The following is a 24274-nucleotide window of genomic DNA, read 5'->3' as shown; positions in this document are numbered from 1 at the left end:
GAACGAGTCCATCAGTTCGATCTCGTGGAGATCCGTTCAAGCCTTCGGCTAAACTACGTTCCGAACTAGACGGTTAAAGCTGTTCGGAAATCTGCAGCGCCACGTCGAGCATCCGATCGAGATATCTATCGACCACTTTCTCGCTCGTCAGGGCAGAAGAAAACCACGTCAGCCCAATCGACGCGGCGACGAATTCCTTCGCCATCACCGGCACGGCGATCGTGCCGGACACCGGCCGAACGGTGGAATCCCGCAACGCGTATCCCCGTCCACGAGTTTGATCGAGCATCGCTTGCACCGCTTCGCGATCCTGGGCGAGCCGGTCTTCGGGATGATGGCTTTGCCGCACCACTTCGAGCAGCATCTCCTGTTCTTCGGACGAGCAGAACGCCAGATACGCGCGTCCCAACGCACGGGAGACAAGGCTCAGGCGCATGTTGATCGACGAATGCAGCAGCGACAGCGGCGAATAGGGAATCGTGCTGTAGCGCACGACCAGCGCGTCGACATCGAGCATGGCGACAGCGATGGGCCACTTGATTTCTTCAGTGAGTTTGCGCACGAGCGGCGCAGCGATTTCGACCACACGCGGCACATGGTGATAGCCCGAATTAAGTGCGTTGACGCCGTCGAGCAGACGGTATTCGCCAGGGCGCGCGCCGCGTGCGGCGAGGCCCAGTTCTTCGAACGTCCGCAACAGCCGGATCAAGGTGGGCTTGGGCAGTGAAGTCGACTGATGCAGGCTGTCGAGCGTCGAAACGGGCATCCGGTTCAGTGCGCGCAGCAGGGTAATCGCTCGCTCCACTGCCCGGATCGAGGACTCGCGTTCCGCCATCTTTTCGCCTTGCATGGTCTCAGTGGTCGGCCGCGCCGGATGAGTCAGGCGCAGGCTCCTCGAAAAACGCGAATTATCGCAGTTTTTCGGTGGCCCCGAGGCAAGGCGAATACCTAGGCCATCAACGTCAGCGCGCCCTTGCGAAGCAGCGATTGATCCGATCCGATCACGAACCACGAGGCGCCCATCTGCTCGAATTCGGCGCATTCGCTGACTTCGCCGAGCGCGACGCCGGGCGTCTTGCCGGACCGCCGCGCGATGTCGAGTACTTCAACGGTGGCTCGCATCACGTCGGGCGCGCGGGCGCTGGTAAGCCCGAACGACAAAGCCAGATCGGCGCGGCCGACGAACAGACCGGACACGCCCTCCACCTCCGCGATTTCACGCGCGGCTTCACAACCCGCACGGCTCTCGATCTGACACATGACGACCGTGCCGTTGCCGGCCGCGATGGCCGCCTGCATCCCGAGCGCGCCGTAACCGGCAAAGCGCGGTGAACTCGAAAAACCGCGCTCGCCGTCGATGAACCGGGTGCGCGCGACCAGTGTGCGCGCCTGGTCGGCGGAGTCGACGTGCGGCACCAGCAGCCCCGACGCGCCGAGATCGAGCGCGGACTGGATCGTCGCGGCGTTCATGTCGGGAATCCGCACGAACAGCGGCAGCTGCACGGAGCGCGCGGCGATCACCATGACGTCGAGCGTCGCTCGATCGAACGGTGCGTGTTCTGCGTCGATCACGGCGAAATGAAGACCCGCGGCGCCGAGAATCTCGATGATCTGCGGCGCGCCCGTCTTGACGAAAGTGCCGATCTGGCGTGCGGTGTGGTCTTGCGTAGAAGTGGACATGGACGAAAGCAGAAGGGAAGGGCCGTATCAGAACGCGGCAGGATTGAGCGGCTCGCGAGCGCTGTTGAACTGCATCGCGAGTGCGGTGCAGCCGAGCAGCAGCAGGCACAGCGCCGGCAGCAGCATCGCGTAACCGGGGTGGCCGAGCGTCTTGCCGATCCACGGCATCGCGTTCTGGGCGAGAAAGCCGCCGAAGTTGCCGATGCTGCTGATGATGGCGAGGCTCGCGGCGGAGCGCTTGCCGCTGAAATACTTCGATGGCAGCGACCAGAAGCACGGCAGCAGCAACGACGTGCAAGGCGTGCCGACCACGAGCGCGAGATAGCGCAAGGTTGGATCGCTCACCAGCAGGCTGACCACGAACGCCACGCAGCCGATCATGCCGATCGCCGCAGCGGCCACCCGCACGTGACGCTCTTTCGTCAGCAGGCGCGGCACGATCAGCAGTAACGCGGCGGTCAGCGCCCACGGAATCAACGTGAGCAGGCCGTTCATCGAACTCGAGACGCCGAACCCCTTGATCACCGTCGGCAGCCAGTAGATCAGCCCGTAGAGCGACGTGAGCAGCAACGTATAGCCGAGCGAGAACGCCAGCACCCTGCGGTCCCACAGCACGGACCACAGGCTGCCTTCGTGATGCGCGGCCGGCGCTTCGTCGGCGACCATCCGCGCAAGGCGGCTGCGCTCCTGCGGATTCAGGAACGACGCGGTCTCCACGCTGCGCGGCAGATAGAACAGCACGATCGGTGCGAGCACCAGCGCCAACACGCCGGTGACGATGAACACCCACTGCCAGCCCGCGTGATGCCAGACGCCGTCGAGCGACAGCAGCAAGCCGCCGAACCCCGAGCCCAGCATGTTGCCCAGCGCGCTGCCCAGCGTCAGCAGTGCGAGCGCGCGCACCTGATAGCGGCGCGGAAACCACACGGTCAGGTAATAGACGATGCCCGGATAGAGCCCGGCCTCAGCCGCGCCGACCAGGAAGCGCAGCGCCGCGAACATCGAACCCGACGAGGTGTACGCGATCAACAAGGTCGCGATGCCCCAGCTAAATACGATGCGGAAGATCCATTTCGGCGCCCCGAAGCGGTGGACGCCGAGCGCGCTCGGCAGCTCGAAGATCAGGTAGCCGATGAAAAACAGCGACGACGCCAGGCCATAAGCCGTTTCGGTCAGGCCGATCTGATGCACCATTTGCAGCTTGGCGAAGCTGACGTTCATCTTGTCGATGACCGACACCAGGTAGGTCACGAGGATCAACGGCATGATGCGCCACCAGACGCGCCGGATCAGGCTTTCGTCCTGCGCCACTTCAGGGTGGGCCGCCTGGGCAACTGAAATCTGCATGTCTCCTCCAACGTAGCGGACCGGCTGAACGGCGCGCAAGACACGCGGCGCGGCACCGGTTTTATGGGGTGACCCCGGTCGGAACGGCGCGGGGTCAATGGCGAGCAATACTACGTCGCGGCCAGCGGTCGTCCAAGTGCGAATCATGAAAATTTCGCGTGGCGGAATCGATATCGGGAGGATGGAATTGAGGGCCACACGGCGACGCATGCTTTTCGCGGTGCGGAAAGTTGCGGAAGCGCGCTTGGCGCAGCCGGGTTCGCATGAAACCATATGAGGCATCGAAGGTTGCGCTGCCAACGTAATGGCGGCCGGCTTTCGGAAGATCCGTCATGCAAGCGCGAACGGGCCAACATATTGTGAGGAGACCCCACATGAAAAAATCGCTACTTCTGATTGCCGCCTGCGGCACCGCTGTCACCGCACATGCGCAAAGCAGCGTGACGCTATACGGCATCGTCGATGCCGGGTTTCGCTACAACACCAATGCGGGCGGCAAATCACAATTCGCTATTGCCGGCGGCAACGAGAGCGCGTCGCGCTTCGGCCTGAGCGGTGTTGAAGATCTGGGCGGCGGCTATAAAGCGGTCTTCACGCTGGAAAACGGTTTCACCACGACCACCGGCGCACTGCAAGGCGGACTGATGTTCGGCCGCCAGGCTTTCGTCGGACTTGGCACGCCTTACGGCACGGTGACGCTCGGCCGCCAGTACCTGACACTGTCGAGCTATCTGGGACCGTTTGCGTCCGGCACCGACTGGGCGGCGCGTGGCGCCGGCTGGGGCTATCACCCGGCCGGCCTCGACGACGTCGACGGTACAGAGCGTGCGAACAATGCGGTCAAGTATGTCAGCCCGCGTTATCACGGAGTGCAGGTCGGCGCGACGTACAGCCTCGGCGGCGTAGCGGGCAACGCCACGCAGAACGAGATGATTTCCGCCGGCGTGGATTACGACGGCGGACCGTTCAAGTTCGCTGCGGCCTACCTGTACCTGAAGAATCCCAACTACTCGCTGTTCGGCAACAACGCTACCAGCAGCGCGACCGGCAACAACTTTGCAAGCCCGATCTTCAGCGGCTATGCGACCGCCGCTTCGCAACAGGTGGCGGGCGCCGGTGCGTCGTATGCGTTCGGATCGTTCACGGTCGGCGGCATCTACACGAACACGAAATTCTTTAATATCGGCAGCGTTGCTGTCGCGGGCTCGAAACCGCCGGCAGGCGAAGTCGGCCAGACCGCGACGTTCAATACGGCCGAAGCGAATTTGAAATATCGTCTGACACCGTCGTTGCTGCTCGGCGTCGCTTACGCGTACACGCGCGCGAGTTCGTACAACGGCGAGAGCGGCGCGAGCTATCAGCAATGGAATCTCGGCGCGGACTATGCGCTGTCGAAGCGGACCGATCTGTATTTCGTCGTGCTGCGTGAGACCGCCGGCGGTTTCGACTCGACCGGCCATCGCGCGGTCGCCGCGCTGACGTTCGCGACGCCGTCGACGAGTGACGCGCAAACTGGCGTCACCGTGGGCATCCGCCATATGTTCTAGACGTGACGCGCGCAAGGCCGGTGATCGAGCGCGACTGCCGGCCTTGGTGCCTGATCCGCTTTTGCACCCCCCGTACTTCATTGGAGACATCATGCCTTCCCCGCAAGACAACACGAATGCCGCTGCTGGCCAGACCGTCAAACTGTTCGACTCGCACGCGCATCTCGTGGCCGACGACCAGGTGCGATATCCGCGCAATCCGATGAAGCGCTCGCCGAATGCGCCGCCGCGCCTGCCCGGCGTGATCGGGCTGCCCGGCGGCAAACACGGCGAGCATCCGGTCAACGAAGTGCCGGACGTGGCGCGCATGCTGCCCTGGATGGCGGATGAGCGTGTCGAGGGCGCGGTGGCGGTGCAAAAGCGCATGGTCTATCGCTTCGACAACAGCTACATCCTCGATTCGTCGGATGAGCATCCGGAGATCTTTTCCGCCGTCGTCATTCTCGATGCGGAAGACGAAGGCACGCCGTCGCTGGTGCGCTCGTACATCGAGAAACACGGCCTCGCGGGCGTGCGCCTGTTCGGCGGCCGCGAAGCCGACGGCACGATGCCGTGGCTGAATTCGCCACGCGCGTTGCAGACGTGGGCCGTGGCCGACGAATACGGCATCGTGATGGATCTGGAAGTTCTGGCGATTGGGGGCGGCGGACCGTCGGTGCCGGCCATTATCGAATTGGCGCGGCGCTTCCCGAATCTGCGGGTGGTGCTCGATCACATGCTCGAACCGGAGGTCGAAGATGACAACTACGGTTTCGACGAGCGCTTCGTGCCGCTCGCGGCCGAGCCGAACATCTTCTTCAAGTTCACGTCGATCAACCTCGACATCTATCGCGAGACTGATACGCCGGCGGATCAGGTGCTGCGCCGTGCGGTCGATATGTTCGGCGCCGACCGGATCATGTGGGGTTCCGATATCGGCACGTCGTCGGGCACGTACCAGAACATGGTGCAACGCATCCTTGACGCGACTGTTCTGCTGACCGATGCGGAGCGCCACGCCGTGCTGTACGAAACGGGCAAGAAGGTGTTCGTGAAAGGCGGCGTACGCGCCTGAGGGCGCCAGGTCCGCACAAGGAGATAACAATGTTTCTAGACCCGGCGGATACGCCCGGCTTCAAGCGCACGCTGTTCAACGCGATCGTCGCACCGCGCCCGATTGGCTGGATCAGCACGATCAACGGCAAAGGCCAGGTGAATCTCGCGCCGTTCTCGCATTTCAATCTTGTCTCGACGTCACCGCCGGTGGTGATCTTTTCGTGCAACGCGCCGGCCGACCGGCACGAGAAGGACACCATCGCCAACGTGCGCGAAACCGGTGAATTCGTCACGAACCTCGCCACCTGGGATTTGCGCGAGCCCATGAATCTCAGTTCGATGAACGCGCCGTACGGCGTCGACGAGTTCGAACTGGCCGGCCTCGAAAAAGCGCCGAGCGTGATGGTCAAACCGCCGCGGGTCGCAGCGTCGCCGGCGAGCATGGAGTGCCGGTTGCTGAGGATCGTCGACATCGAGCCGACAGGGCCCGGCGAAACGTTCAGCAACGTGGTGTTCGGGCGCATCGTCGGCGTGCATCTGGACGAGCGTTTCGTCGATGCAGACGGGAATTTCGACACCGCCCGCGCCGAGCCACTGACCCGCATGGACGGCAACCGCTATTCGACCGTCGGCCGCATGGACATCCTGGGCCGGCCGAGCCCGCGGCGCGACTAACTCCACATAATATTGAAGGAACCAACATGACGACTACAACCGAAACCGGCGTGCGGGAAACCGCTGTCTACGATCTCGCACCCGGCGCCGTGGCGCGCGGCCAGAACTTCTTCGTGCAATGGCTGGAAGGCGACGGCAAGGTGTTCGAAGCGCACAGCGCGCATGAAATGCTGCTGCTGCTTCCCGGGGACGGCGCTGAAGTGCGCATCGGACGCAGCGGACAGAACGCCGCGCAAACGGTGGCGGGCCGCAGCGTGTGCGTGCTGCCGGCCGGCGAGATCGCCGTGCAGCCGCACCACGGCGCCCACGCGGTGCTGATCGCGTCGTCGCGTGAGGATCTTGCGCCCGGCACCGCGCGCAACGACCACGACTATGCGTCGCCCGACGCCCGGATTATCGGCAGCGACGCCGGTTACCGGCGCACGCGCGGCAACGGTGAACTACAGGTGATCGCGATCGACGGCATTCAGCCGCCGGCTGACAAGCCGCGTCTGAAAATGCTGCAAACGGACACGCTCAGCATCAACTGGGTCGAGTATCAGGACGCGCGTGACCGCTCGAAATTGAGCCCGCACAGCCACGGCGAGTTCGAACAGGGCTCGCTCGCCATCGACGGGCATTTTGTTCATCACCTGCGCGTGCAATGGGGTGCCGATGCGAACCAGTGGCGCGACGACCAGCATCTCGAAGCCGGCCCGGCTTCGATGATCACGGTGCCGGTTCAACTGATCCATACGACCGAAGGCGTCGGCGCGGGCCGTCATCTGCTGATCGACGTGTTCTCGCCGCCGCGCAAGGACTTTATCGACAAAGGCTGGGTCGCCAATTCAGCCGACTACACGCCTGACTACACGCCTGACTCCACGCCTGACTCCACGCGCGGCTGAGCGCTCGTGTCCGAATCAGCATCAGAGAGAGCGTGCGCCATACAGGCCGGCTTGCGCCGCGCGCAGGCGGCTCAGCGCAAATACGGTCTGCATCAATGGCGCCTCGAAATCGAGCCTTGCAGCACACTCCAGCGGCGCGCCGAGAATCGCGTCGAGCTCGACGCGGCGTCCGGCCTCCAGGTCCTGCAGCATCGAGGACCTGACCGCGCCGAGCTGGCGCGTCTGGGCAATGCGTTGCGCGATGTAGATGTCGAGCGTGAGACCGGCGCGCCGGCCGAGCGCGAGGCATTCCGCCATCAGGCTTGCGAACAGCGCGTGCGTGCCGGGATCGTCGAGCAGGCGGTCGGTGCTTGCCTGCGTGATCAGGCTGAGCGGATTCGAGCACACGTTACCGAGCAATTTGATCCACAGATCGCGGCGAATGTCGTCGCTGGCGTGGGCGGGCAGGTCCGCGGCCGTCAGCACTTGCGCCCAGTCGCTTGCGCGCGCGCTAATGCCGCCGCACGGCTCGCCGATCACGATCTTGCCGCCGCTGTGGTGATGCACCACGCCGGGCGCCGGCGAACTGCACGACGCCATCACGCTGCCGCCGAGCACCTGTTCGAATGCCAGTGCCCGCTCGATACCACCGTCCGGGTCGACACTGGCGAGGCGCAAGCCTTCGAGCGGGGCGCTGGATTGGGTGGATTGGCCTGGCGTGAGGAAGTACCACCACGGCAAGCCGTTTCCGACCGGCAGTATGACGGTTTCAGGCCCAAGCAGCGGCGCGAGCGATGCGGCGATACCGGGCAACTCATGCGACTTCAGCGCGATGATCACCAGGTCCTGCGGCCCCATGTCCGCACAATTTGCGTGGGCGTCGACCGGCACGGTGCGTTCGGCTTCGCCGGGGCACGTATAACGCAGTCCGGAAGTTGCCAGCGCTTCCAGCGTCGCGCCGCGTGCGAGTATCGACACGCGATGGCCGGCGAGCGCGAGACGCGCGGCGAAATGGCCGCCGATCGCGCCCGCGCCGACGATGCCGATGCGTCGCGTAGTAGTGAGGAGTGGATTCATGGTGGCCTCATTTTTATCGATGGAATTCGCCTATTGTCGCTGCGCCGCCCGTTCGGCCTCCGCGTTTTTACGGGCTTTTCTCCTGGCGGAATCCGGCGCGCTCGCATGACATGCGCCGGCCGTGGCCGGCCCGGTTATATCTGAAGGAAGCACGACAATGTCTATTGACAGCTCGATTCTCAAGCGCGTCACCGCGCAACTTTACGAACGGTCACTCAAGGCGATACCCAACGATACGCGCGCGTTTCTGCAGCGCGCGTCGGGCGCCGAGACCCATCCGACCGGGAAGGCCACGCTGACCATCATGCTGGAAAGCGCCGACGGCGCGAAGCGCGACGGCACGCTGGTGTGCAGCGACGTCGGCATTCCGACCTACAGCATCAAGATCGGCACCCGGGTTCAATTCGACGGGCCGGTGCGAGCCGCGATTCGCGAAGGCTTTGCCGAGCTCGCGGCGAACATCTCGCCACCGATCCTCAAGATGGTCACGAACCCGCTGACGCACGAACGCAGCTATGCAGGCAAGGACATGCCGATCGTCGCCTTCGACGTGATCGACGACGCCGACTACGTGGATATCGTCTGCGCGCCGAAGGCGATGGGCACGGGCCGCTGGGAAGCGATCGAAGCGTTCGTGTATCCGACGCTCGACCAGATCGAGCGCTTCGTGCTCGACACAATGCTGCGGGCCGGCTCGCAGCCCTGCTTGCCGCTCGTGATCGGTGTCGGCATAGGCGGCACCTTCGACTACGCGGCGCGGCTCGCGAAAGAGCAGATGCTGCGGCCGTTCGGCCAGACCAATCCCGAGCCCATTCTTGCTCGCATGGAGCAGCGCCTGCTCGACGCCGTCAACGCGATGGGTTTCGGACCGATGGGAACCGGCGGGGATACCACGGCGATGGCCGTGCACATCGACTATGCCGCGAGCCATGGCTTCGTGCCGATCGCGGTGTGTTTCAACTGCTGGATCAACCGGCGCACGGCGGCCCGTATTCACGGCGATGGCCGCGTCGAATTCATGGAAAGCTGATGATGAGCAAATTACACGATCTACGTTTGCCGCTCACGCGTGACAGCGTGCTCGATCTCAAGCTCGGCGACATGGTGCGGCTGTCCGGTGAGATCACCGTCAGCATCGGCCTGCCGACCCACTGCCGGCTCGCGGAGGCAGTGACGCAAGGCGCGCCGTTGCCGATCGACCTGCGCGGCGGCGCGTTCTTTCATCTGAGCACTTATGTTGACGAGACTGCGGACGGACCGGTGCCGCTTTATCTGAACCCGAGCACCAGCACGCGCTATAACCCGTGGATGCCGACACTGATCCGCGGGCTCGGCGTGCGGCTGGTGGGTGGCAAGGGCGGCCTCGACGAAGCCAGCACGACGGCGTTGCGCGAAAGCGGCTGCGTCTATCTGTCGTTTCTCGGCGGCGGCGCGAATCTGCTGTCGCGTGCGCTGCGCCGGGTCGTGGCGATGAACTGGACCGAGTACATCTCGCAGTTCCGGCTGCTCACGCTCGAAGTCGAGCAGCTCGGACCGGCGACAGTCGCGATCGACGCGCATGGCAACAGTCTCTATACGCAGCTTCACGAGCAAGCCACGGCGCGGATGCCGGGCATTGTCGATACGCTCGGGCATCGCTGATCGTTGCTCGCTGACCGGTCAAATGGTCAGCGAGAGTGAATTTACAACGGACTCCGAAAGAGCGAAGAGCGGACTCAGTTCAGGGACGGGACGAGAGCAACGCCGGCTCGCTGTCCGGGCTGGCGACGACCATGACGCGAGCCAGGCCCCACGCGCATACCGACAACGCGCAGGTGATAGCGGCCAACGCCAGCAGGCCGTCTTCGACATGTCCGGTGCGCTGACTGATCCATCCGATCAGCACGGGACTTGCGTAGCCGCTGAGGTTGCCGACGGTCGCCATCAGCGCGATCGCCGCGCCGGCGGCGGTACCGCTCAGCAACGTGCCGGGGATCGCCCAGAGCACCGCGAGACCGCCCAGCGCGCCGGACAGCGCAAGCGCGAGACCGGTCAGCGAAAGCACCGGCATGCCCGCCGAGACGGCAGCGAGTGCAAGGCCGGCCGCCGATGCGAAAGAACTCGCAATCAAATGGAAACGCCGTTCACCGTGGCGGTCCGAGCTGCGGCTGATGACGAGCATGGCGATCGAAGCGACGACAAACGGCAGCATGGTCACGAGTCCGTTGGCCATCGGGTTGCGCACGCCGAGACCGCGAGCGATCTGCGGCAGCCAGAACGACACGCCATAAGTATTACCCAGCAGCGCAAAGTTCACGGCGGTCATCAGCCACACGTTGCGATTGCGAAAGGCATCGGCGAAACGGTGTTGGGATTCGCCGGCGCGGCTCGTATTCTCCTGTTCCAGCGTGGCGGCAATCCGCTCCCGGTCAGCGGCCGGCAGCCACTTCGCCTTGGCGGGGCCGTCGTCGAGCCAGAACAGCGTGACGACGCCGAGGAGTACGGCGGGCAGGCCTTCGAGCAGAAATAACCAACGCCAGCCGTGCAGTCCGTGCACGCCTTCGAAGATCGTCAGAATCCCGCCCGACAAGGGTCCGCCCACGACACCCGAGAGCGATATGCCGAGGAAGAATAATGCGCAAACCTGCGAACGCAGCCGAGCCGGAAACCAGAAGGTCAGATAGAAGACGACCCCCGGATAGAATCCCGCTTCGGCGACACCGAGCACGAAACGCGCAATGAAAAACTCGCGCTCGGTCGTGACGAACATCATGGCGACCGAAATGGCGCCCCACACGATCATGATGCGGGCGATCCACACGCGTGCGCCGAAGCGTTGCAACGCCAGGTTGCTCGGGATTTCGCAGATGCAGTAGCCAATAAAGAATATGCCGGCGCCTATGCCAAACGCGGTGTTGCTGAGCCCCAGTTCCGCCGACATGCCCGCCTTCGCAAACCCGACATTGATCTTGTCGAGAAACGAAACGATATAGAGCAGCATCAGGAACGGCAGCAAACGCGTGGCGACGCGATTGTAGATTCGATCGTCGACTGGATCGTCGAACGAAGCGGCGGTGAGAAATCTCATCATGTCTCCTTGCGCACGCAGGATGTGCGGTGCGAGTGGCCGGTCGAGCCGGCTCGTATCGTGAGTTCGGTCTGTCCACGCCATGAATGACGGGCAGGGGTGTCCCGCCGCGTTCGACAGATCGGACGCGGGCTTGGGCGTATTCAATAGATGCAGCGGGGTTGCAACGACTTAAGGCCGGGTGAAGCAACCTGATGCGTTTGAATCAGCTACGGCCGCAAACGACAGCAGGTTTCCTGCGCCCGGGCAGGCTATCCAGCAGGCGGCGCGAATTCCTGCCAATACTGCGGCCGGTCATTCTGTTCCTGATAGGTTTCGACGCGGTCGGCGGCCGAACCCAGCAGTTCTTCCACCGATTTTCCGCGTTGTTTTACGTATCCATCCAGTTCTTCGATCGCCTCTGTGAGCACGCGATAACCACGCGTGAAAACGGCCGAGGTCATTTCAGTCGCAGCCGCGCCCGACAGCAGAAATCGCGCGACATCGAGGCCATTGCGGGCGCCGTTCGTGGCGAGCAAGGGGAACGACGTGCCCAGCTTCTTGCGTGTGAGCATCAGCCAACGCGCCGTCAGCGGCAATGCCCAGCCGCCGCCGATAGCCGCCGATGTGCCCAGCACAGGCGCGCCGGTATCGAGGTCGGGCAGGAAGCCCATGAAGCGCCCCATCATCACGACCGCGTCCGCGCTGCCCCGTCTCGCGGCATCCGCGAGTGCAACGACGTTCTCGCTTTGACCCGTCAGTTTGATCCACAGCGGCAGGCGGATCGCGGCACGTACGCGGGCCACGATTATTTCGATACGTTCGACATCGCGTTCGAGAACGATGGCGCCCTTTGCGGCCTCTTCGCCATGCGGCGCGCCGATGTTCAGCTCGAGGACACGCAGCCCACGCGCTTCGATCCGCTGCGCCTGTTCAACGCAGCGATCCAGGTCGGCGAGAATCAGGCTGGGGATCACGTAGGCGTTACGCTCGGCAGCTTCTTTATCCAATGCCGCGAGCTGGTCGAGCCACGGCTCGAATTCGCTCTGCACGAGACCCGAGCGGCAGAAGAGCGACGCATCGGCGGGCGGCTGGAAATTCCAGGGCAAGCGCGTCCAGTTGCTGTCGAAGAGCGCGTAATCGGTCTTGTCGAGCTGAGCTTTGGCAGCGTTCGATTCATTGGTCGATTTCGCCACCACGGCGGCCGCGCCAGCCTCGAGTGCGGCGCGGATGCCGGCGGCCGTCATGGTGTGCTCGCCCGATCCGCAGATCACCGGGTTTTTCAGCACGATCGACCCGATCCGGGTGGTCAGGGAGGTCATCGGTGATTTCCTGCTAATGCTTTTGTCTGGTCACCCACGGTCGACGGCAGACCGGCGCGACGATATTTGTCGCAGTTAAGCCGCTCGCTCAATTCGGCGGCGGCCTGCTGCACGTGTTCAAGCAAGGCCGGCGGCGGCGGCGACGGCACGTCGTGCGTGGGACCGATAATGCCAATTGCGCCGACCATCACGTCGTTGTCGCGAAAGATCGGCGCGCTCAGCACGTTGATGCCGTCGATCATTTCACCGTTCGCATCTTCGTACAGTTGCGCACGCACGGCTTCGAGGCGCCTCGCCAGCACCACCGGGTCCGTGATCGAGCGGGCCGTGAACCTTTGCAGCTTGCGGCGCAAGATGCGCTGCTGGTCCTCTGGCGGCAGGAACGCCAGCACGAGCCGTCCCTGGGCGGAGCAGTGCGCCGGCACCCGGTTGCCCGGCTTGACCGTGATGCACACGCCGTTGTTCGAGTCGACCGCCGCGACAACCAGTGCCGAATCGTGCGTGACGACCGACAGCACCGCGCTTTGACCGAGTGTGTCGCGCAACTTCGTCAGATACGGATCGGCGATGGCGCGCAAGTCGAACTGCTCGCTGGCGGCTGTGCCGTAAATAACGAGCTTCGCCCCCAGCCGGTATTTCTCGGTCGAAGGGTCCTGTTCGACGGCGCCCATTTGCCGCATCGACGCCAGATGTCGGTACACACGTGGCTTCGGCTCATCGACGATATCCGCAAGCTCGGTGACGCCGAGCGGCCGGCGTGCCGCCGACAGCTCGTCGAGCAGCCTGAACACGATGGCCACCGATTCGAGCAGCGCGGGGCCGCTCTTGTCGATCGGCGTGGTATTGCTGGCCTCGATAGCCGGCTCTGAAGGCAATACGGCATTCCTGGGACGGGGCAGACTCTTGGGCAACTCGATCTCCTGTGCCGTTTTCGTGATGGTTGGCGGGGGATGCTCAGCGGGACGCGGGCAGTTCAATGTTCATCAATCGCGCCGCATTCGTGGAGGTCATCTTCCGGATGTCCGCTTCACTATACCCAATGTCGAGCGCGGTTTCGATCACGCTGCGAAAGCCCTCGACGATTGTCGGGTTGCCCTTCTGACCGAGGTCGGAGCCGAGAATGGTGAGATCGACTGTGCCCGCTTCGATGACGTCGCGCAGGAACTCTGGATCATAGAAGCGGAACTTCGAGCCCGGTACCCACATGCACATGGAATGCTCCATGTACACGCCTTCTTTTGCGAGCTGGCGCATGTCGTCGAGTGTCGCGTCCACCACATAGGTCGGATGATTCACGAGCAGCCGCTTCACGCCGCGTTTGCGCGCTTCTTCGAAGAGCGGCCAGATTTCAGTTATGTTCAGGTGCCCGGCTGAGAGAACAATGTCCGCATCCGCGATGAGATCGAGGATCGCCTTGACTTCCTCCTTGAGCTTGCCGTCGCCGTCGAGCACCGAGAGCGGAATGGGAGCAAGCATCTTCTGCGTGGTCTGCGGGAATTTCTGGTCGAAATGCGCGTCTTGCTTGTGATGGTTGATGTGGTTCGCCGACGAGAACGTGGGCATCCACACAAGCCGCGCGCCCAGCTTGATGCCGTGCTCGACCGCGTGAACATTGATGCCGCCGACCGTGTTGTTCAGAGGAACGCCAGAGAGCATCAGCACGCCGAGATCCGCGAAGTGCTTGTTCAGCAGCGCCGTAACGGGCGTTGCCGAGTAGTAGTGATCCTTGAGCAGCACCGCGCGCAGGCCCGCCGATGACGCTTCGCGCATTGCTTCGATGTGGTCCAGGTAACGCGGCATGACTGAGGGGCCGCTATGACAATGCAGGTCGATCGTGCCGCGCAGCAGGCTGCCGATATAGGCCGGATCGCGCGTGGTGCGGGTGTCGTCTAGTGTGGACATGAGATTTTCCGTCTGGTTGAGCACGTCGTAACGGCTATTGAATTTGGCTGCGCAGTTCGGCAACGCTCTGGCTGAGTTTGCTGAAGCCGCTGCGCAAGAGGCTCTGGTCTGATCCGATCACGAACAGCGTGACGCCGAGGGCGGCATAACGGGCCATCGCCGCGGTATCGGCGACGAACATGCCAACCGGCACGCATGCCGAGCGCCCAGCCGATGCCACGCGCTGAATTGCACGTTCGACCTCGGGATGATCGACGTCGAACAATCGATACGACACCGAGAGATCCGCGCGGCCGATGAAGAGGCAGTCGATGCCCGCCACGCCCGCGATCTCGTCGATTGCCTCGACGGCTTCGCGGTCTTCGATCTGGCAGAGCACAGCGGTTTCACTATCGCTGCGCTCGATGTGTTGGAGCATCGAATGGCCACCGTAGGCACCGGCGCGCGGCGAGTTGCTGAAGCCGCGCAACCCGTCCCGGTAACGCGCGCTCGCGACAATCTCACGCGCCTGCCGGGCGGAAGTGACGTGCGGCACCAGTACGCCGGTAGCGCCCATATCGAGTGCCTGCAACACGTCAGAAGGGCTTGATTGACGGAGGCGCACCAGCGATGCAATGCCCGCGGCGCGTGCGCCGAGCAGGCAATGATCGAGTTGGGCGGCGGAAAAGGGCGCGTGTTCGCTGTCGAACACCACGAAATCAAGCCCCGCGAGACCGGCGATCTCCCCGTGATGCGACTGCGGCGTCTTGATGAACGTGCCGCCTAATAATTGCCGGTCCCGCAGTCGGGCCGCGAAATGCTGGCTCATTCAAACACCTGTGCTTGCGCGTTGTGGTTCGAATTCCGCGGCTTGATATTCCACCAGATGCCGGTAGTCCTCACGCAGCGGTGCAAATACGTCCAGGTTGAGCACGACCTCGTCGCCAACCGGTTCTGCGTAGTGCATGACATGCGGCGGGATGCGAATCATGGTGCCCGGGCCGCCTTCCACCACCTCGTCGCCGAGGTGAAACCGCACCCGGCCCTGCACGATGATGACGAGCTGTTCGAAAGTATGGCTATGCGGAAAAACCGTCATGCCGGGCGTCAGCCAGTTCATCACGCACATGGCGTTGTCGCCGCGGAAGCCAACCCGCTCGACTCCCTTCCGAACGACTTCACGGGGCAGGTCATTCCAGTTATGCAGCAAGTCTTGAGTTGTCATTCTGGCTGTCTCTCCATTCTGTTGGGGGCGGTCGGAAGCGACCCGTCTCGTCGCTTTCCGATGATCTTTTAAGTTCTTTTCAAAAGAATCGTATTTCGTTTGTAGAAACAATACTAGACATCGGCCGATGCGGTGTCAAGGCGCTTTAGTGCTTCGGTAACCTTCTTTTTCCCGTTAGAACGTATGGCGCATGCCGAACGTCAGCACGGTTTGCTCGTTGCTCGTAGAGGGGGTCGCGAACGTCATGGCGGCGACGGCGGGTTTGCCGGTCGAATCAATGCCTGCGGCCTTTTCGTGGAGCCCGACGAGATACAGGTCGGTCCGCTTCGACAAGAAGTAATCAGCGCCGAGACTGAGCTGCTGGTAGCTCGCGCCGCTCTCCCCGGCATACGAGCTTGCCCGGGTGTACGCGTACATCACGCCAAGCAGAAAGGACGGGGTGAGCTGGTACTTGAGATTGATTTCGGCGGTATTGAAGGTGGGCGATGAACCGGCGATGGCCGTAGCCGGCTTCGCACCGTTGATGACCGTGCCGCCGATGTCCTTGAATTGCGTGCTGGTAAATATTCCGCCGACCGTTGCCCGGCCGATGGTGTACGACGCACCCGCGCCAAATTCCTGCTGGGAGGCCGCCGATGCATAGCCTCTGAACACGGGACTGGTGATGTTGATGGCACTCGCGCTCGTAGGTGCATTGCTGGTGCCGTTATTGCCGAACAACGAAAAGTTCGGGGCCTTGACGAACAGGTAGGCCGCGGCAAAAGCAAACGGGCCATTGTTGTACGCCAAACCCGCGGAGAGCAACTCGTTCTGCGTCACCGCGCCGGCTACGCCGCCGAAGCTGTAGGTGGCGCCCACGCGCAAGCCGCGATAGGAATTGCTGGTGAATTTGATTGCGTTGTTGGCGCGCTCGGAGCCGTCCACATCGTCCAGGCCGCCAGGGTGATAGCCGTAGCCCGATCCGCGCGCCGCCCAGTCCGCGCCCGCTTCGAACGGCGTGAGGAACGCGGTCAGCGTCAGATACTGGCGTCCCAGACTGATCGTGCCGAATGGCCCGCTCAGTCCGACAAAGGCCTGACGGGCAAATTCGAGTCCGCTCGACATCGTGCCGTTGGCGAGATTAAACCCGTTCTCCATTGTGAAGATGGCCTTCAGCCCGCCACCAAGGTCTTCCGTGCCCGAAAAGCCAAAGCGATTCGCGCTCTGGTTACCCCCTGTAAGCGCCGTTAGCGGTTTGCCTCCCGCGTTCGTGTTGATGAGAATGCCCGCATCGACAATTCCGTACAACGTGACGCTGCTTTGAGCGAATGCGCCACTTGCAAAGGCAGAGGCGAGCGTAGCAACGAGTATTTTCTTCATCAAGGGTCTCCGGTTTTTTATATTTCTTAGAATGACTAAATAAATTAAAAAAGATGCATTGAAGTAAAGCCGATGTCACTATCCACGCGCCGCGAAATTCGCGGCGCCTTGATCGAAAAACGAATGGTCAGGCCGGACGAGTGAACCGGGCGGCGTCAGGCTTTAGCGGGGAGCGCCGTCCGCCGGGTGCGAAAACGGATCGCGCCGATCGCCAGCACAACGAGGCATGCGGCCGGGACGTACATCGCGGCGCCGGGAGTGCCGGCCTGTTTAGCGACCCAGGGCATGATGTTTTGGGCGAGAAAACCGCCAATGTTGCCGAAGCTGCTGATTGCCGCAACGCTTGCCGCCGCTTGTGCACCATTGAAATATCGCGGCGGAATCGACCAGAAACAGGGCAGGACAAGCGAGATGCAGGGTGTGCCGATGGCCAGCGCAATGAAGCGCACCATGACGGAATCCGCGCTGATGCTGACAAGGAAACACACCACGCCGAGCGCGGCGATTGCTGCCATGGTCAGCAGTACCTCCTGTTCGTCGCGCAAGCGCCGCGGCAGGATCAACAGCATGACCGTGGCGATGCCCCAGGGAATCGCATTGAGCAAACCATTGAGCGAACCCGTCGCGCCGAAACCTTTGATGACCGTCGGCAGCCAATAGATCACGCCGTACAGGGAAGTCAGGATGAGCACGTAGGCGAAGGAAAACAGCAACGTGCGCGGGTCGACAAGGGCGGACCAGATACTTGCATGCCCGGTAACAGGGATGCGTTCACGTTCGATCGCGGCGAGGAGGCGGGTTTTCTCCGGGCTCGTCAAGAAGCCGGCGCGCCCTGGTGTGTCCGGCAGATAAATCCATATCAACGCGGTGACGATCAGGGCGGGAATGCCGGTGGCGATAAACACCCATTGCCAGCCTGCGAAACCAAGCCAGCCATTGATGTCGAGAAACAGGCCGCCCATGATGGAGCCAGCCATGTTGCCGATCGCGCTTCCGAGCGTCAGCACGCCTAGCGCGCGGACCTGATAGCTCCGCGGAAACCACAGCGTCAGGTAATAGATGAGACCCGGATACAGTCCGGCCTCGGCGGACCCCAGGAGAAAGCGCATGGCGGTAAACATCGAGCCCGATACGCAGAAGCCGAGCAGGATCGTGAGCAATCCCCACGTGAGCACGATGCGCGCAAACCATACCCTCGCGCCAAAGCGGTGGACCGCAAGTGCGCTCGGCACCTCGAAGACGAGATAGCCGATAAAGAATAGCGACGAGGCGAGGCCATACGCCATTTCACTCATGCCGAGCGCATGCACCATTTGCAGCTTGGCGAAGCCGACGTTCTGCCGGTCGATGACCGCGACCATGTACATCAGCATGACGATGGGCATTACCCGCCAGAACACGCGATTTAGCAACGCGTGGTCTGCCGGCGAATCGGAACTTTGCATTTTGAGGCGTCTCCTGCGGGCCGTTTTGTGTGACACGGAGCGGTATTACTCGTGCACTTCATTTTTTTGTAGAGAATTACGTTCTCTTGGGCGAAACAATATGTTGATCATTTGTTTTTGTCAAGGACGAGCTTTGCGACGAGCGGCGGGAGCCGGCAGGCGGCCCAGAACAGCGCGGGTAGATTGGGTATTGCTGAGGGAATACGAGCATGCGCCTCGCGGGCATGATCGGGCCGCCTTTATTGGAGAGGGGCGGTTGCGCTTACCCGAACGGGCTGCCGGGTGAGGGCATATCTGGATATGCGCACATCCAAAACAGTCCCTTCCTCTTAATTTCGCCTTACGTCGTCTTGATTTTCTCAAGCGCCAACTTCATATCCGCCACGAACGCAGTCACGAGACTCGACGCAGGCGATCCCACTGCACTAACAAGATAAAGCTCATCAGCGATAGCCGGTTCGAACCGGCGAACTGCTACGCGCTCACCTGCAAAGCTCGCCGTGACCGGATCGATAAGCGCGACTCCGGCGCCTTGTGCCACGAATGCAACGATGGTCTGCGAGAGTTGCGCTTCGACTGTCATCTGCCGCGCCACACCGTGCTCAACGAACACCCGGTCGATCGTGCGGCGGGCGTCGAAGGAAAGCGGAAATGACACGAAAGGTTCGTCGCGTAAATCTTCCGGTTTCAATACGCGCTTGCGCGCCAACCGATGGCCCGCCGGCAGAATGCAGCGCATGGGTTCGTGCGTGAGCCGGTCGAGCCGGACGGCAGGATGAGGCATGGCTTCGGCAATGAAGCCGATGTCAATTCGTTGCGACGCCACGAGCTGGACAACCGTCGATGAACTGTGGGTCAGGAGCGTGATATCCACACCCGGATGGTCGCGCGCGAACGACGTCAACAAGCGCGGCAGCCATTCCAGCGCCACCGCCGGCGAGCCTGCGATGCGCAGGGAACCGCGTCGCATCGCGCGTATTTGCTGCGCTGCCTGGGTGATGGAATCGAGTCCGACAAAAGCCCGCTCGACCTCCGTATAAAGCACATTCGCCTCGACAGTCGGCAACAGCCGTCCTTGCTGCCGCGTGAACAATGCAAAGCCGACGCGCTCCTCGAAATCGGCGATAAGACGGCTCATCGCCGGCTGCGAAATATGCAGCATCTGTGCGGCGCGGGTGACGGTGTGCCGCTGCATCAGCGCCCGGAACGCTTCTACCTGGCGAATCTTGAGGTCGGGAGAGGCCATAACATTTGTGAATGGTTGACGAAAAAAATGGTATTTGACCACGCATTTTGTATCACCGAAGCTCCGGATAAGCTTGTTTTAGCGCATAAAAGGCTTCCATGGTTGTTCATAATAGAAATCTTAAGCGATGCACTCGTTGAGCGCTCCCGGCAACTTCGACGTCGTGGTCGTCGGCGGCGGGCTCGTGGGCATGGCTATCGCATATGGCTTGGTGCGTGAGAAGCTGCGCGTAGCGGTCTGCGACGGCGAAGACACGTCTTATCGCGCGGCACGCGGCAATTTCGGACTGGTATGGGTTCAGGGCAAAGGCGGGCGCTGCCTGCCATACGCGCAGTGGTCGCTCGAATCGTCACAACGCTGGTCGGCGTTTTCCGCGCAGTTGATTCGCGAAACGGGCGTCGATCCCGCGTTCGAACGTCCGGGTGGTTTCGAACTGTGCGAGACGCAAAACCAATTTGCCGATGCCCAGGCTTTGCTCGCGTCGCTGCATGGTCGCGATGCCGGGCTCACCTACGAGGTCTTCAGTACCACCGAGTTGCGTCGCAGGATTCCGGCGGCATCGCCCGAGTTGACGGGGGCGCTCTATTCCCCGAACGATGGCCACGCCAACCCCCTCACTACGTTGCGCGCCATGCACGCGGCGTTTCAACTGCGCGGCGGCGCCTATTTGCCGGGGCGTAAGGTATCGGAGGTTCGGGCGCGGGTGGGTCACTTCGAGATTGTCTCGGCAGAGGGCGTTTTAGAAGCGGGGCGGGTGGTTCTCGCCGCCGGCTTGGGCAACGCCGAGCTCGGCCAGATGCTCGGTTTCGATGCGCCGATCAAGCCGCTGCGCGGCCAGATCATGGTGACCGAGAAGCTCGCGCCATTCCTCGCGTATCCGACGCTTGTCGTGCGTCAGACACGCGAAGGCTCGGTGATGATCGGCGATTCAGCCGAGGACGTCGGTCTGCACGACGGAGTGAGTACCACCGTCATGGCTGATATTGCCCGTCGCGCGCAGAACGCGTTTCCCATGCTCGCCCACGCGCGCATTGTCCGCAGTTGGGGCGCGCTGCGCATCATGACGCCGGACGGATTGCCGGTCTATGAAGAATCACCGACGCATCCCGGCGCATTCATCGCGATCTGCCATAGCGGCGTGACGCTCGCCGCGACCCATGCGGATTGCATCGCGCCGTGGATTGCGGGCGGCGTGCGACCCGCCGCGCTGGACACGTTCAGTAGCCGTCGTTTTCACATTCAACCTGGACCGATCCATGTTTGAACTGCTGCCTCTTTCAGAAGGGGCGAAGGTTTGCGTCGATATAAACGGAGAGGCGCATGTCGTTTCCGGGCATTTGAACGTTGCGGCCGCGATGCTCGAGGCGGGACTGCAGGCGTGCCGTACGACCCCCATCAGCGGCATGCCACGTGGCCCGTTTTGCTTGATGGGGGTGTGCTTCGATTGCCTTGTGGAAATCGATGGCGTGCCCAATCAACAGGGCTGCATGGTGCAAGTCCGCGATGGCATGCGAATCCATCCGATGCATGGCAAAGCGAGGATTGCATGACCAGTGACGCTAGCACGGGGACCGGCGCGGCCCGCTGCGACCTCCTGATCGTGGGCGCCGGCCCGGCCGGGATGGCAGCGGCCATTGCCGCACGCCGGTACGGCTTGTCGGTCGTCGTCGCCGAGGAGGGCACGGGACCGGGGGGACAAGTCTATCGGCAGGCCAGTGACTCGCCCCTGGCCGATGCCAGCCTGCTCGGGCGCGACTACGCGCATGGCAGACCGCTGATCGAGCGTTTCAGGCAGAGCGGCGCGTCGTTTCTCCCACAGACGCTTGTCTGGCAGATCGGTAAGGATGGCGAAGCGATGCTGACACGCCGTGGCGATTCTCCAGGCACGCTGCGAGTTCAGGCAACCGCAATCCTCCTCGCCACCGGCGCGCAGGAGCGACCATGGCCCGTGCCCGGCTGGACGCTTCCCGGCGTCATGAACGTGGGCGCGGCGCAAACCCTACTCAAGTCGGCCGCCCTGGTTCCTGGCGCGGATACGGTGATTGCCGGAAGCGGGCCGTTGCTGTGGCTCTACGCATCTCAACTGATCTGCGCGGGCCGTTCATTTCGCGCAATCGTCGATACCGCGCCGGAAGGCGCGTACTGGCGTGCGATGCCGAAATTACCGCGTGCGCTGCGTGCAACGAGTTATCTGGCAAAAGGTTTGAGCATGATGCGGGACGTCCGCCGCGCCGGCGTAAGTATCTATCGCTCGGCGCAGGCGGTGGAAGTGCTCGGAGAGCAGCGCGCCGAAGGCTTGCGCTTTCGCGTGGGCGCCAAGACGCATGAAGTCGCGGCTGGCCTGGTACTGCTGCATCAGGGCGTGATCCCCGGGACGAACCTGAGTCGATCCGTCGGCTGCCGGCATCGATGGAGCGAGGCGCAAGCATGCTGGCATGCGGAAGTCGACGCTTTCGGCCGTACGAGCGTACCGCTTATATGGATTGCCGGTGACGGCGCTGCGATTGGCGGCGCGCAGCTTGCCGAATGCGATGGCGAGATGGCTGCGCTTGATATAGCGCGGGTGCAGGAACGGATCGATATGGCCGCGTTCGAGCACGCCATCAAGCCAATCCGCGCCCGGCGTGTGCAGCACGCTGCAATCCGGCCACTGCTCGACGTTTTGTACACGCCGCCGCGCGCGCAGCGCCTCCCCGCCGACGATGTCATCGTCTGCCGATGCGAAGAAGTGACAGCGGGGGACATCCGCAAGATCGCCGGACTGGGCTGCACCGGCCCGAACCAGATGAAAGCGTTTTCTCGCTGCGGCATGGGGCCGTGCCAAGGCCGCTGGTGCGGCAGCACAGTCACAGAACTGATCGCCGATGCACAAGGGCGCACCCCTGGCGACGTCGGTTATTTCCGAATCCGTCCGCCGGTGAAGCCCGTGACGATCGCCGAAATCGCGGCAGCCGTTCCCGCTGATGCTGTCCTGCATCGAGGCGAGTTTCCAAGTTGACGACATCGGATCATTAACTGGATGGCCAGAGACAAAGTTATCAACAGCGACTGCAGTTTCTTTATCCTTTCCCTGCCGGAGTGATGCAATGAAAACAAGCCTCAAATTGAGTGTTTCCGCCGCGCTGCTTGCGTTGTCTTGCGTTGCATCGGCGAAGGACTGGACGACGATCCGCATTGGTGTGGACCCGACCTATGCGCCATTCGAATCGGTGGCGCCGGATGGTCGTGTCGTGGGATTCGACGTGGATCTGGGCAATGCACTTTGCGCCAGGCTCAAGGCGAAATGCGTCTGGGTACAAAGTAGTTTCGATGGTCTCATTCCTGGCTTGCAGGCGCGCAAGTTCGACGTGATCCTCTCGTCGATGGCCGCCACGGCAAAGCGACGCGAGCAGATCGATTTCACGAACCGGCTGTATCGCAATCAGACGAAACTGGTGGCGCGCAGGGATTCCGGCGTGAAGCCGGAGGCGTCGTCATTGCAGGGCAAGCATATCGGCGTCGAGCAAGGTACCGTGCAGGAAACCTACGGACGCGAGAAATGGGCGCCATCGGGCGCACAGATCGTTTCCTATCAGAACTACGATCAGGCATACGACGATCTGACCACGGGCCGGCTCGACGGGGTGCTGATGGATGCGGTCCAGGGCAAGCTCGGGTTTCTCGATACGCCGCGTGGTAAGGACTACGCATTTGTCGGCGACACGGTGTATGACCCCACGATCATGGGCGACGGCGATGCAGCCGGGATCCGCAAGAGCGATTCCGATCTCCGCGACACGCTGAACACAGCCTTTGCCGGTTTGCTCGCCGACGGCACCTACAAGAAGATCGAAGCGCGTTACTTCGACTTCGACATGTATGGCAAATAAAATGCGCAGACCGGCGGTGCGATCGAGCTTGGAGGCGCTTGACTCTCGTGGAAAGCATTACCTCTTTCATTATTGAGAGTCTGCTCTGGCTCGACACGAGCTACGTCTTAGCATGCTCGGAGTTCGGTCGCGCTGATCCCGATACGAAGCCGATGTATCTTGGCCAGGATGGAGTCGGCGGGAGCGGTCCATACAAACGCGTTGCAGTTGTCGCCTACGGAGTGACGAATTGGTCGAATTCGCTTTATCGGTTGCCTCGCCGCTTGGGTTGTTGTTTGGCGTGCATGCCCCGAAAGCAACCAAGCTCTATCAAACGCTGGCTGACCAATTTCTCGCACCCGGTCGTAGTGCCCGGAAACCCTCGAAACTCGGATACATGAGGAAACAAGCCGTCACATAAAGTCAATTGAAATCCGCGCATCACTGGCGTCAAATAACGGCGAACGCGGTCCCGTCTGTGAGGCGCTCGGAATTAGCAAGACGACGCTATGGAGAAAGTGGATCGGGATCGCGAGGCGTACCCGCTGACTATTCACCAGTGCCGTCTCAGTTGACGGAATTGAAGTACCCCTTTTTAATTGACGTCGCCTCGTGCGCCTTCACGCCCATTGGACCTGTACGTTCTCGAAGCCCGCGATTGCCCGAGGTTGTCGA

24 protein-coding genes are annotated in these 24274 nt (G+C 62.4%); 11 read left to right on the top strand and 13 right to left on the bottom strand.

Annotation, left to right across the window (positions count from 1 at the left end):
- Positions 1–73: 73 nt before the first annotated feature.
- The 3 genes from GSQ93_RS19985 to GSQ93_RS19975 form a co-directional block, all read right to left on the bottom strand.
- On the bottom strand, positions 74–850 hold the full coding sequence (locus GSQ93_RS19985) for a DNA-binding transcriptional regulator (protein WP_254073952.1): 777 nt from the start codon (positions 848–850) through the stop codon (positions 74–76).
- Between the two features lie 98 nt (positions 851–948).
- The gene (locus GSQ93_RS19980; RefSeq protein WP_158937376.1) at positions 949–1680 is read right to left on the bottom strand and encodes an HpcH/HpaI aldolase/citrate lyase family protein; all 732 of its coding nucleotides are present in this window, start codon (positions 1678–1680) and stop codon (positions 949–951) included.
- A gap of 27 nt (positions 1681–1707) precedes the next feature.
- Positions 1708–3027 (bottom strand): MFS transporter, encoded by a 1320-nt coding sequence (locus tag GSQ93_RS19975; protein WP_158937375.1) that lies wholly within the window; start codon positions 3025–3027, stop codon positions 1708–1710.
- Between the two features lie 374 nt (positions 3028–3401).
- On the opposite strand from GSQ93_RS19975, the gene GSQ93_RS19970 reads away from it, so the two are divergent.
- The 4 genes from GSQ93_RS19970 to GSQ93_RS19955 all read left to right on the top strand — a co-directional run bounded on the left by GSQ93_RS19970 (position 3402) and on the right by GSQ93_RS19955 (position 7171).
- Positions 3402–4574 (top strand): porin, encoded by a 1173-nt coding sequence (locus GSQ93_RS19970; RefSeq protein ID WP_158937374.1) that lies wholly within the window; start codon positions 3402–3404, stop codon positions 4572–4574.
- Positions 4575–4665: 91 nt separating this feature from the next.
- On the top strand, positions 4666–5628 hold the full coding sequence (locus tag GSQ93_RS19965; protein WP_158937373.1) for an amidohydrolase: 963 nt from the start codon (positions 4666–4668) through the stop codon (positions 5626–5628).
- Positions 5629–5657: 29 nt separating this feature from the next.
- Positions 5658–6284, top strand: a complete 627-nt coding sequence (locus tag GSQ93_RS19960) for a flavin reductase family protein (RefSeq protein WP_158937372.1) — start codon at positions 5658–5660, stop codon at positions 6282–6284.
- Positions 6285–6310: 26 nt separating this feature from the next.
- Entirely contained in the window at positions 6311–7171 is an 861-nt protein-coding gene (locus GSQ93_RS19955; RefSeq protein ID WP_158937371.1) for a hypothetical protein, read from the top strand.
- 21 nt (positions 7172–7192) lie between these two features.
- On the opposite strand, the gene GSQ93_RS19950 is transcribed toward GSQ93_RS19955, so the two are convergent.
- On the bottom strand, positions 7193–8227 hold the full coding sequence (locus GSQ93_RS19950) for a ketopantoate reductase family protein (protein WP_158937370.1): 1035 nt from the start codon (positions 8225–8227) through the stop codon (positions 7193–7195).
- Between the two features lie 157 nt (positions 8228–8384).
- Here GSQ93_RS19950 and GSQ93_RS19945 point away from each other — a divergent pair, with 157 nt between their 5' ends.
- Complete coding sequence (locus GSQ93_RS19945) at positions 8385–9257, top strand: fumarate hydratase (protein WP_158937369.1); 873 nt, start codon at positions 8385–8387, stop codon at positions 9255–9257.
- Positions 9257–9868, top strand: a complete 612-nt coding sequence (locus GSQ93_RS19940; protein ID WP_367889769.1) for a fumarate hydratase C-terminal domain-containing protein — start codon at positions 9257–9259, stop codon at positions 9866–9868. Before GSQ93_RS19945 ends, GSQ93_RS19940 begins: the two co-directional genes overlap by 1 nt.
- Positions 9869–9947: 79 nt before the next feature.
- Here the strand turns inward: GSQ93_RS19940 and GSQ93_RS19935 are convergent, their stop codons facing one another.
- The 9 genes from GSQ93_RS19935 to GSQ93_RS19895 form a co-directional block, all read right to left on the bottom strand.
- A complete protein-coding gene (locus GSQ93_RS19935; RefSeq protein WP_254073951.1) occupies positions 9948–11297 on the bottom strand; it encodes an MFS transporter in 1350 nt (449 codons plus the stop codon).
- Between the two features lie 248 nt (positions 11298–11545).
- Positions 11546–12595 (bottom strand): dihydroorotate dehydrogenase, encoded by a 1050-nt coding sequence (locus GSQ93_RS19930; protein WP_158937368.1) that lies wholly within the window; start codon positions 12593–12595, stop codon positions 11546–11548.
- Positions 12592–13506 (bottom strand): IclR family transcriptional regulator, encoded by a 915-nt coding sequence (locus tag GSQ93_RS19925; RefSeq protein ID WP_216857639.1) that lies wholly within the window; start codon positions 13504–13506, stop codon positions 12592–12594. The genes GSQ93_RS19930 and GSQ93_RS19925 overlap by 4 nt, the downstream gene beginning before the upstream one ends.
- Before the next feature lie 43 nt (positions 13507–13549).
- Complete coding sequence (locus GSQ93_RS19920; protein WP_158937367.1) at positions 13550–14497, bottom strand: DUF6282 family protein; 948 nt, start codon at positions 14495–14497, stop codon at positions 13550–13552.
- 34 nt (positions 14498–14531) lie between these two features.
- Complete coding sequence (locus tag GSQ93_RS19915) at positions 14532–15305, bottom strand: HpcH/HpaI aldolase/citrate lyase family protein (RefSeq protein WP_158937366.1); 774 nt, start codon at positions 15303–15305, stop codon at positions 14532–14534.
- Positions 15306–15701 (bottom strand): cupin domain-containing protein, encoded by a 396-nt coding sequence (locus GSQ93_RS19910; RefSeq protein ID WP_158937365.1) that lies wholly within the window; start codon positions 15699–15701, stop codon positions 15306–15308.
- 174 nt (positions 15702–15875) lie between these two features.
- Entirely contained in the window at positions 15876–17060 is a 1185-nt protein-coding gene (locus GSQ93_RS19905; RefSeq protein ID WP_158937364.1) for a porin, read from the bottom strand.
- A gap of 155 nt (positions 17061–17215) precedes the next feature.
- Positions 17216–18505, bottom strand: a complete 1290-nt coding sequence (locus GSQ93_RS19900; RefSeq protein WP_158937363.1) for an MFS transporter — start codon at positions 18503–18505, stop codon at positions 17216–17218.
- Between the two features lie 340 nt (positions 18506–18845).
- Positions 18846–19751, bottom strand: coding sequence for a LysR substrate-binding domain-containing protein (locus GSQ93_RS19895; RefSeq protein WP_158937362.1), 906 nt, complete (start codon positions 19749–19751; stop codon positions 18846–18848).
- Positions 19752–19878: 127 nt separating this feature from the next.
- Here GSQ93_RS19895 and GSQ93_RS19890 point away from each other — a divergent pair, with 127 nt between their 5' ends.
- The 5 genes from GSQ93_RS19890 to GSQ93_RS19870 all read left to right on the top strand — a co-directional run bounded on the left by GSQ93_RS19890 (position 19879) and on the right by GSQ93_RS19870 (position 24148).
- The gene (locus GSQ93_RS19890; RefSeq protein WP_158937361.1) at positions 19879–21015 is read left to right on the top strand and encodes an FAD-binding oxidoreductase; all 1137 of its coding nucleotides are present in this window, start codon (positions 19879–19881) and stop codon (positions 21013–21015) included.
- Positions 21008–21301 carry a (2Fe-2S)-binding protein gene (locus GSQ93_RS19885; protein WP_158937360.1) on the top strand — a complete coding sequence of 98 codons (294 nt, stop codon included), beginning with the start codon at positions 21008–21010 and terminating at the stop codon, positions 21299–21301. Before GSQ93_RS19890 ends, GSQ93_RS19885 begins: the two co-directional genes overlap by 8 nt.
- Positions 21298–22749 carry an NAD(P)/FAD-dependent oxidoreductase gene (locus GSQ93_RS19880; RefSeq protein WP_158937359.1) on the top strand — a complete coding sequence of 484 codons (1452 nt, stop codon included), beginning with the start codon at positions 21298–21300 and terminating at the stop codon, positions 22747–22749. The genes GSQ93_RS19885 and GSQ93_RS19880 overlap by 4 nt, the downstream gene beginning before the upstream one ends.
- A gap of 88 nt (positions 22750–22837) precedes the next feature.
- Complete coding sequence (locus tag GSQ93_RS19875) at positions 22838–23620, top strand: ABC transporter substrate-binding protein (protein ID WP_158937358.1); 783 nt, start codon at positions 22838–22840, stop codon at positions 23618–23620.
- 372 nt (positions 23621–23992) lie between these two features.
- On the top strand, positions 23993–24148 hold the full coding sequence (locus tag GSQ93_RS19870; protein WP_158937497.1) for a helix-turn-helix domain-containing protein: 156 nt from the start codon (positions 23993–23995) through the stop codon (positions 24146–24148).
- The last annotated feature ends 126 nt before the right edge of the window (positions 24149–24274 follow it).

Origin of the sequence: Burkholderia sp. S171, from assembly GCF_009766085.1 — a bacterium.
Classification (GTDB): Bacteria; Pseudomonadota; Gammaproteobacteria; order Burkholderiales; family Burkholderiaceae; genus Caballeronia.
Note: the sequence above shows the minus strand (reverse complement) of the source record. Positions and strands in the feature narration are given on the sequence as shown.